This window comes from Micrococcus sp. HMSC31B01, assembly GCF_001816085.1.
In the GTDB taxonomy this organism is placed as follows: Bacteria; Actinomycetota; Actinomycetes; order Actinomycetales; family Micrococcaceae; genus Micrococcus; species Micrococcus luteus.
Window position 1 is genome coordinate 1 of sequence record NZ_KV825005.1, and the last position, 6,529, is coordinate 6,529.

The window sequence follows — 6,529 nt, forward strand, 5'->3', positions numbered from 1 at the left end:
CGCGGGGGTGGCGGGTGCCCGCCTCCCGGCTGGGCTGGGCGCCCGTGGCCACCGTGCCGGACCTCGAGGCGTGGTGGGGCGGCTGGGGCTGAGCGGGCCGGTGCCCGCGGGGCTGGCACAATCGCGGACAGGACGGAGCACGGGAGGGCCGATGAGCGAGCTGGACGAGCTGGACTTCGCGGCGCTCTCCGCGTTCCTGGCCTGGTGGTTCGGGAAGACGGGCGTCGACTGGATCCGTCGCGAGGACGGCTGAGGAGAGAGGACGCAGGCGTGAACGAGGACGAGGGACGACGCCGGCACTACGGCCACTTCTACGGGCTCGAGGACCTGCCCGAGGGTGACCTGCTGCTGGTGTGGGGCAACTGCCAGGGCGAGTCGTACCGGCGGCTGCTCGGCGGGGAGCCCGGCACACCGCTGCACGGGGCGGACCTGGTGAGCGTGCGCGTGCCGCCCGCCTTCGAGGCCCAGCCGGACGAGGTCGAGCACCTGGAGCGACTGCTGCCCCGCGTGAAGGCCCTCGTCACCCAGCCGATCCCGCACGACTACCGGGGCATGCCCATCGGCACGGACCAGCTCGTGGCCCGGTTGCCGAAGGACGCCGCCGTGGTGCGGATCCCCGTGGTGTACGACGTCTCGCGCTTTCCCTGGCAGGTCACCCTCCGCAACTGGAAGTTCGCGCCCGGGGCGGCCGAGCGGCCGGGGGAGGACCCGCCCGTGGTGCCGTACCACGACCTGCGCGTGCTGGCCGAGGCGGCGACGGGCCGTCGTCGGGAGGTGGCGCCGGCGGCGATCCGCGAGGCCGCGGCCGCGTCCGTGCAGGCGCTGCGGGCGAGGGAGGAGGCGAAGGGGACGCTGTCCATGGCGGACCTCGTGGCGGCGGAGCGGGGCGTCGGCTTCTACACCGTGAACCACCCGACCAACACGCTGCTGACCCGCGTGGCCGAGCGCGTGGCCGGGCACCTGCCGGGCGACGTCGCCGTCCAGCCCGTGCCCGCCTCCCGCGTGCTCCTCGGCGGGGTGCGCGCGCCCCTCGAGGCGGCCGTGGTGGAGGCCCTCGACCTCGACGCCGAGCCGACCGAGGACTGGGCCGTGGCCGGACAGACCGTTCCGGCCGAGCAGCTGCGACAGACCCACCTGGACTGGTACGCGCAGAACCCGCAGGCCGTGGAGGCCGGGATGCGCAAGTACGCCGACCAGCTGCGGCTGCTGGGCCTTACGGGCTAGCGCCGGCCCCGGCCCCCAGTGGAGGATGGGCGGCACGTCCCGTCTGCCGCGGAGCACGTCTGCGGGGGCGGACGTACCGTTTCCTTGACCCCGTCACCCCACGGAGGACCACGTGACCGAGCAGTACGACATCCTGATCGTCGGCGGCGGCAACGCCGGCGTGTCCTTGGCCGCCGCACTGCGGCGGAAGCGGCAGGGTCGGGTCGCCATCGCCGACGGCCAACAGCTGCACCGCTACCGGCCGATGCTGAACTACGCGGCGGGCGGGCAGGCGGACATGGCCCGGTTCGAACGGCCGATGCGGGCCGTCATCCCGGACGGGGTCGAATGGATCCCGGACCACGTCGTGGCCGTGGACGCCGAGGAACGGACCGCGGTGACGAGCACCGGGCTGACCGTGGGCTTCCGCCACCTCGTGCTCTGCCCGGGGCTGACCCCGTGGTGGGGTGCGATCGACGGGCTGCGTGAGGCCTACGCCGCCGGATGGGCGGCGAGTGCGCACGTGCCCGAGCACGTGGACGCCGCCCGGGCGCTGCTGTCGCGTGTGGCCGCGGGGGACCGTGTGGTGGCGAATGTGCCGGCTGAGCCCTCCTCGTGCGGCGGCACCGTGCTCAAGGCGCTGTTCCTGGCCTGCGCGGCGTGGGAGCGCACGGGGATCCTGCCGGACGTGGACGTCCACCTGGTGACCCCCTACGGCCGGATCCTGGACCGGCAGACCATCGACCCCGCTCTGGCCGAGGCCGTGGCGAGGTACGGCATCCATGTGCACGCCGGCGCAGAGGTGAACGCCGTGGACCACGAGGCCCGCGAGGTGGTGCTCAACACCGGTGAGCGGATCACCGACGTCGCGGCCGCGTACATCACGCCCGTGGTGCGGGCCCCGGAGTTCATCGCCGAGGCAGGCCTGGCGGACGACGGCGAGGCCGGCCTGGCGGCCGTGGATCCCGCGACCCTGCGGCATCCCGTGCACCCGCACGTGTGGGCGCTGGGCGACGCCGCCGCCCTGGGCACACGGCCCTCCGGCGGTGCCCTGCGCCGGCAGGTCAAGATCCTGGCCCAGAACATCCAGGCCGCGGACGCGGGGAAGCCGCTCCAGAAGTACGACGGCTACACCGTGATCCCCGTGATGGTCAGCCGGGACGAGCTGGTCCTGGACGAGCACGTCCGCGACGGCTCCGAGGACCGGTCGATCCCCGGCGTGGACCTGACGAAGCCGCGGAAGAGCACGGCGGCCTTCGACCGCTTCGGCCAGCCCCGGATCTACTGGCACCGACTGCTCAAGGGCAAGGTCTGAGCCCAGCGTTCTCGCTGTCGCGACACGTGCGGCGGACGTGCTGTCCCTCGCGGGGCGCGCCCGCCCGATCCAGATGACGGCGCCGGCCCGCCGAGCGTTTTCGTTCGGGAAACGGCGGCGTGTCGCACCGCTGTCGTTCGGGAAACGGCGCCCTCCCGACGACGCCGCCCTCAGTCGTCGCGGCCCCGCACCGGGCGCTCCTCGAGCGTGGTCTGCACGACCCGCCCGCGCTCCCAGCTGTTCGCGCCCGGCACCACGTCCGGGACCGGGATGTCCGCGCGGTGGCGTCGCTTGGCCGCGGTGTCCACGCCCACGCGCTCGTCGCGGGCGCGCAGGAGGGCCTCGTCCACCTGGCCGTCGCCGGTGAGGCCCATCATCAGCTGGGGGATGCCGTACGGGAAGTCGTACCGGTCGTACTGCCAGGTGTGGAACGTCTTCCCGTAGGTGTGGATGAGGTCTTCGAAGTAACTGTGCTCGGCCAGCTCGGGCACCCCGGGGGCCGTGAGGGCGCCGGAGCTCACCTCGTAGTGGTGGCTGTGCCACAGGCGCCGCTCCTCGTCGGGGAGGCTGCGGAACCGCTCCTCGCTGATGATGTACTCGATGCCGATCAGCCGTGCGTCCGGCGCGTTGCGGTCGAAGATCACGCACTGGTGCAGGTCGTGGCGCAGGTGGATGCAGAAGTGGCTGGCTTCGACCTGTCGGCCGAGGTCGTCGGCGTAGAAGTGCAGTCCGTTGAGATAGGTGCTCATCGCGCCCATGGGGTACTTCGGCTGGACCAGGCCGGATGCCGCGTCCAGGAGGCGGTGCTTGAGCGGGTGGCCCTTCCCGACGGCGCCCATGAGGGCGATCTTGCGGGCTGCGGTGACAGCGGCCGCGGTGCCCAGTCCGGCGGCGAACCCGAGGGCGGTGGGGGACAGGCGATGGGTGCTCATGGCCCCACGCTAGGAGCGCGGGGCGGACTCGGCCAGGGTGGTGGAGCTGCCGGGGCTGCCGGGGCTGCTCAGGAGGCGGGGACGGCGGATCGTCTGCGCATCTGACCCTTCTGAGTGGGCGCGTGGTCGCCAGAAGGGCCAGAGATGCAGAAGATTCCGGGCGGCCGGCGGGCACGACGTCGGTCCATACGACACACGACAATGCGCAAAATCCATTTGCGCTAATCGTCTATCGACTAAGGCTTACCCCTCTTGTGCTATTCGTGGGCCGGAGTAATCTCGATTCCAGCAGCACCGCCCCGGCCCGGGGCGGGCCCGAACCGAGAGGATCACGCCATGACCACCGCCGTCCGCACCTGCGCCGCCAGTGCCTGCGCCTTCAATGCCGAGACGTCCTGCAACGCCCTGGCCATCACCGTCGCCGGCTCCGACCGAACGCCCGGCTGCGGCACCTTCGTCCAGCTGGACGTCCGCCGCCCGGTGACCGAGGGCGCCTCGACCGTCGGTGCGTGCCACCGCCTCGAGTGCACCTACAACGCCGACCTCGCCTGCACCGCCGAGGGCATCGAGGTCACGGACGTGGCCACCTGCGCCACCTACACGATCGACTGACGCCGCCCCTCAGGGGTGGGCGACCCGCGCCGGGATCGCGTCCAGCAGCCGCCGCCAGGCGTGCCGGGGGCTGTGGTCGAGCCGGCCCGCACCGGGCAGGGCCACGTGCACCGCGGTGCTCTCGCCGTCGCGGACGCGCAGCAGGGTCACCCCGGCTTCGTCCGCGTCGAGGGCGTGGGCGGGGGACTCGGGCAGGAGTTCGGTGTCGACCTGCAACGGGGTGCTCTCGCCCGGCAGCAGGCCCAGGGCGACGGCGTCGGCCAGGTCCGCGAGCACCTCGGGGGCGGTGCCCAGCACGTCGTCCGCCAGGTCTGCGAGCTCGGCCTGGTCGACGAGCCCGCGCGACGTGAGCGGCAGGGTGTGGCGGCAGAACACGGCGACGCCGTCGACGTCGTGCAACAGGATCCGCTGGGTCTCGACGACGCCCACGCGCACCCGTGGGCCGACGTCGGCCACGAGGTCCGCGACGCGACCGCGCAGCCCCAGCTCCGCGACCTCGGCCGAGTCCCGGCACCAGCGCAGGGTGCCGAGCAGATGCACGGACGCCAGGCGGGTGGGGACCGTGAGGTCCAGGGCGTCACGCTGGACGTCCACGCGCACGTCCAGCGGCGCGGGCGTGTGGAACGCGCCGAGCGAACCGAGGAGGTTGGGGACGTGGGCGACCACGAGGCGGCCGTCCGCGCTCACGCCGTGGACGGCCGTCGTGAGCGTCTCGCCGGCGCGGAAGGCCGTGACCTCGACGGAGCCCTCGCCGCGGAGCAGCCGCTGGGCCAGCAGCAGGCGACGGGACGCCACGGGCGGCAGCGGATGGGCGGGGTGCGTGGAGGCGTGGGCCATGGGGGTCCTTCCGGCGGGGGTCCGTGAACCAGTAAGGCACACCTCAGTGAGATACGCAAGGCAAGTGTTGTGTATTTGTCGTACGCGGGGCGGTGGGGGCGTGTGGTGCTGGGCTACGGTGACGGGACTCACATGCCGTCGTCGAGGGAGCCAGCCGATCATGACCTTCCGCCCCACCCGCTGCCGACTCGCGACGGCGGCCTTCGGCGTCGTCCTGACGCTCACCCTCACCTCCTGCGGCACGGCGCAGGATGCGGGCAGCTCATCGGAACCCGCCACCGCCACCGTCGTCGACTCCGCACTCACCCGCATCAAGGAGGTCGGCACGTTGCGCGTCTGCTCCACCGGTGACTATCCGCCCTTCACCGAGCAGACCGAGAGCGGCGACTGGAAGGGCATCGATGTGGACATGGCCCGCGACCTGGCCGAGACCATGGGCGTGGAGCCGGAGTTCGTGAAGACCAGCTGGAAGACGCTCATGGACGACTACACGTCGGGGGCGTGCGACGTCGCCGTCGGGGGCATATCCCTGAACCCGGAACGCGCCGAGCAGGTGTACTTCACCGTGCCCACGCAGGAGGACGGCAAGACGCCGATCACCCGCTGCGAGGACGTCGAGAAGTACGACACCGTGGCGGAGATCAATCAGCCGGGTGTGCGGTCGATCTTCCCGGAGGGCGGCACCAACGAGAAGTTCGCGCGGGAGCACTACCCGCAGGGCGAGCTGCTGACGCACGACAACCTCACGGTGTTCGACGCTCTCGCGGCCGGCGAGGCGGACGTGATGACCACGGACCGCTCCGAGGTGCTCTACATCGACCACGAGTACCCCGAGCTGTGCGCCGCGAACCCGGACGAGCCCTTCGACTACTTCCAGAAGGGGTACATGCTCCCGCAGGGCGACGAGGTGTTCAAGCACTACGTGGACCAGTGGCTGGCCATCGCGCTCAAGGACGGGACGTACGAAGGATTCGCGGAGCCGTGGGTCGGGGACGTCGAGCTGAGCCTGGAGGACTGAGCCGCAAGGGCGATCCCGTCCCCGCTGGGTCGCCGCCCTTGTAGACGTCCGTGGCGGTGACGCGCTTCAGGTCCTCGAGTGCGGGAGTCGTCAACCGGTGACCTCGAGCTCGAGGCCGAGCACCTCCATGACGGAGAGCACTGACTTCAGGGTGCTCTTGCCGGTGCCGCGCTCGATCTGGCGGACGGTCGCATCCGAGACTCCTGCCAGGTCTGCGAGCTGCTGCTGGGTCAGCAGGAGCTCTTTACGCATGGCGCGGACGCGGTCGCTGATCTTCATCAGCGCCGCGGCGGAGGAGACTGCGCGTGTGGTGGCCACAGCCCCAGCGTGGCAGATGAGCAGCTGAAATCCGAAGGATTCGTCGGAATCGGTGACGTTCGACTGCTGCGGTGACGAGTCGACATGGGAAACCGAAGAAGACTTCGGATTCGAGCCTCCAGAGGTCGGTCGAAAAGGTGCCGGCCTCCTCATCCGAAGAATTCTTCGGAACCCGGCTCTCAGGCATCAGGCGTGCGACTTCTCAGTGACAGAATGAGGCCGACTGCCACACCGCCGTGCTCCGAAAGGCTCCGCCACCATGCCCTCTCCCCAGAACCTCTCGAACTTCGTGTG

At 71.4% G+C, this 6,529-nt stretch carries 7 protein-coding genes; 4 read left to right on the forward strand and 3 right to left on the reverse strand.

The window, feature by feature from the left end; translation table 11 throughout:
* Nucleotides 1-270: 270 nt before the first annotated feature.
* Both HMPREF3105_RS03190 and HMPREF3105_RS03195 read left to right on the forward strand, forming a co-directional pair.
* A complete protein-coding gene (locus tag HMPREF3105_RS03190; RefSeq protein WP_070708764.1) occupies nucleotides 271-1,224 on the forward strand; it encodes a WcbI family polysaccharide biosynthesis putative acetyltransferase in 954 nt (317 codons plus the stop codon).
* Between the two features lie 112 nt (nucleotides 1,225-1,336).
* Nucleotides 1,337-2,518 (forward strand): NAD(P)/FAD-dependent oxidoreductase, encoded by a 1,182-nt coding sequence (locus tag HMPREF3105_RS03195; protein WP_070708765.1) that lies wholly within the window; start codon nucleotides 1,337-1,339, stop codon nucleotides 2,516-2,518.
* A gap of 170 nt (nucleotides 2,519-2,688) precedes the next feature.
* Here HMPREF3105_RS03195 and HMPREF3105_RS03200 read toward each other — a convergent pair whose 3' ends face one another.
* On the reverse strand, nucleotides 2,689-3,450 hold the full coding sequence (locus tag HMPREF3105_RS03200; protein WP_070708766.1) for an OBAP family protein: 762 nt from the start codon (nucleotides 3,448-3,450) through the stop codon (nucleotides 2,689-2,691).
* A 336-nt stretch (nucleotides 3,451-3,786) separates the two neighbouring features.
* Between HMPREF3105_RS03200 and HMPREF3105_RS03205 the strand changes: the two genes are divergently transcribed.
* Nucleotides 3,787-4,062: a DUF1540 domain-containing protein gene (locus HMPREF3105_RS03205; RefSeq protein WP_020624892.1), complete on the forward strand. Its 276-nt coding sequence runs from the start codon at nucleotides 3,787-3,789 to the stop codon at nucleotides 4,060-4,062.
* A 9-nt stretch (nucleotides 4,063-4,071) separates the two neighbouring features.
* Here the strand turns inward: HMPREF3105_RS03205 and HMPREF3105_RS03210 are convergent, their stop codons facing one another.
* Complete coding sequence (locus HMPREF3105_RS03210; RefSeq protein WP_070708767.1) at nucleotides 4,072-4,899, reverse strand: hypothetical protein; 828 nt, start codon at nucleotides 4,897-4,899, stop codon at nucleotides 4,072-4,074.
* Nucleotides 4,900-5,059: 160 nt separating this feature from the next.
* Here HMPREF3105_RS03210 and HMPREF3105_RS03215 point away from each other — a divergent pair, with 160 nt between their 5' ends.
* Nucleotides 5,060-5,917 (forward strand): transporter substrate-binding domain-containing protein, encoded by an 858-nt coding sequence (locus HMPREF3105_RS03215; protein ID WP_041102639.1) that lies wholly within the window; start codon nucleotides 5,060-5,062, stop codon nucleotides 5,915-5,917.
* 90 nt (nucleotides 5,918-6,007) lie between these two features.
* Here HMPREF3105_RS03215 and HMPREF3105_RS03220 read toward each other — a convergent pair whose 3' ends face one another.
* Nucleotides 6,008-6,235, reverse strand: a complete 228-nt coding sequence (locus HMPREF3105_RS03220) for a helix-turn-helix domain-containing protein (protein ID WP_223247472.1) — start codon at nucleotides 6,233-6,235, stop codon at nucleotides 6,008-6,010.
* Nucleotides 6,236-6,529: the final 294 nt, after the last annotated feature.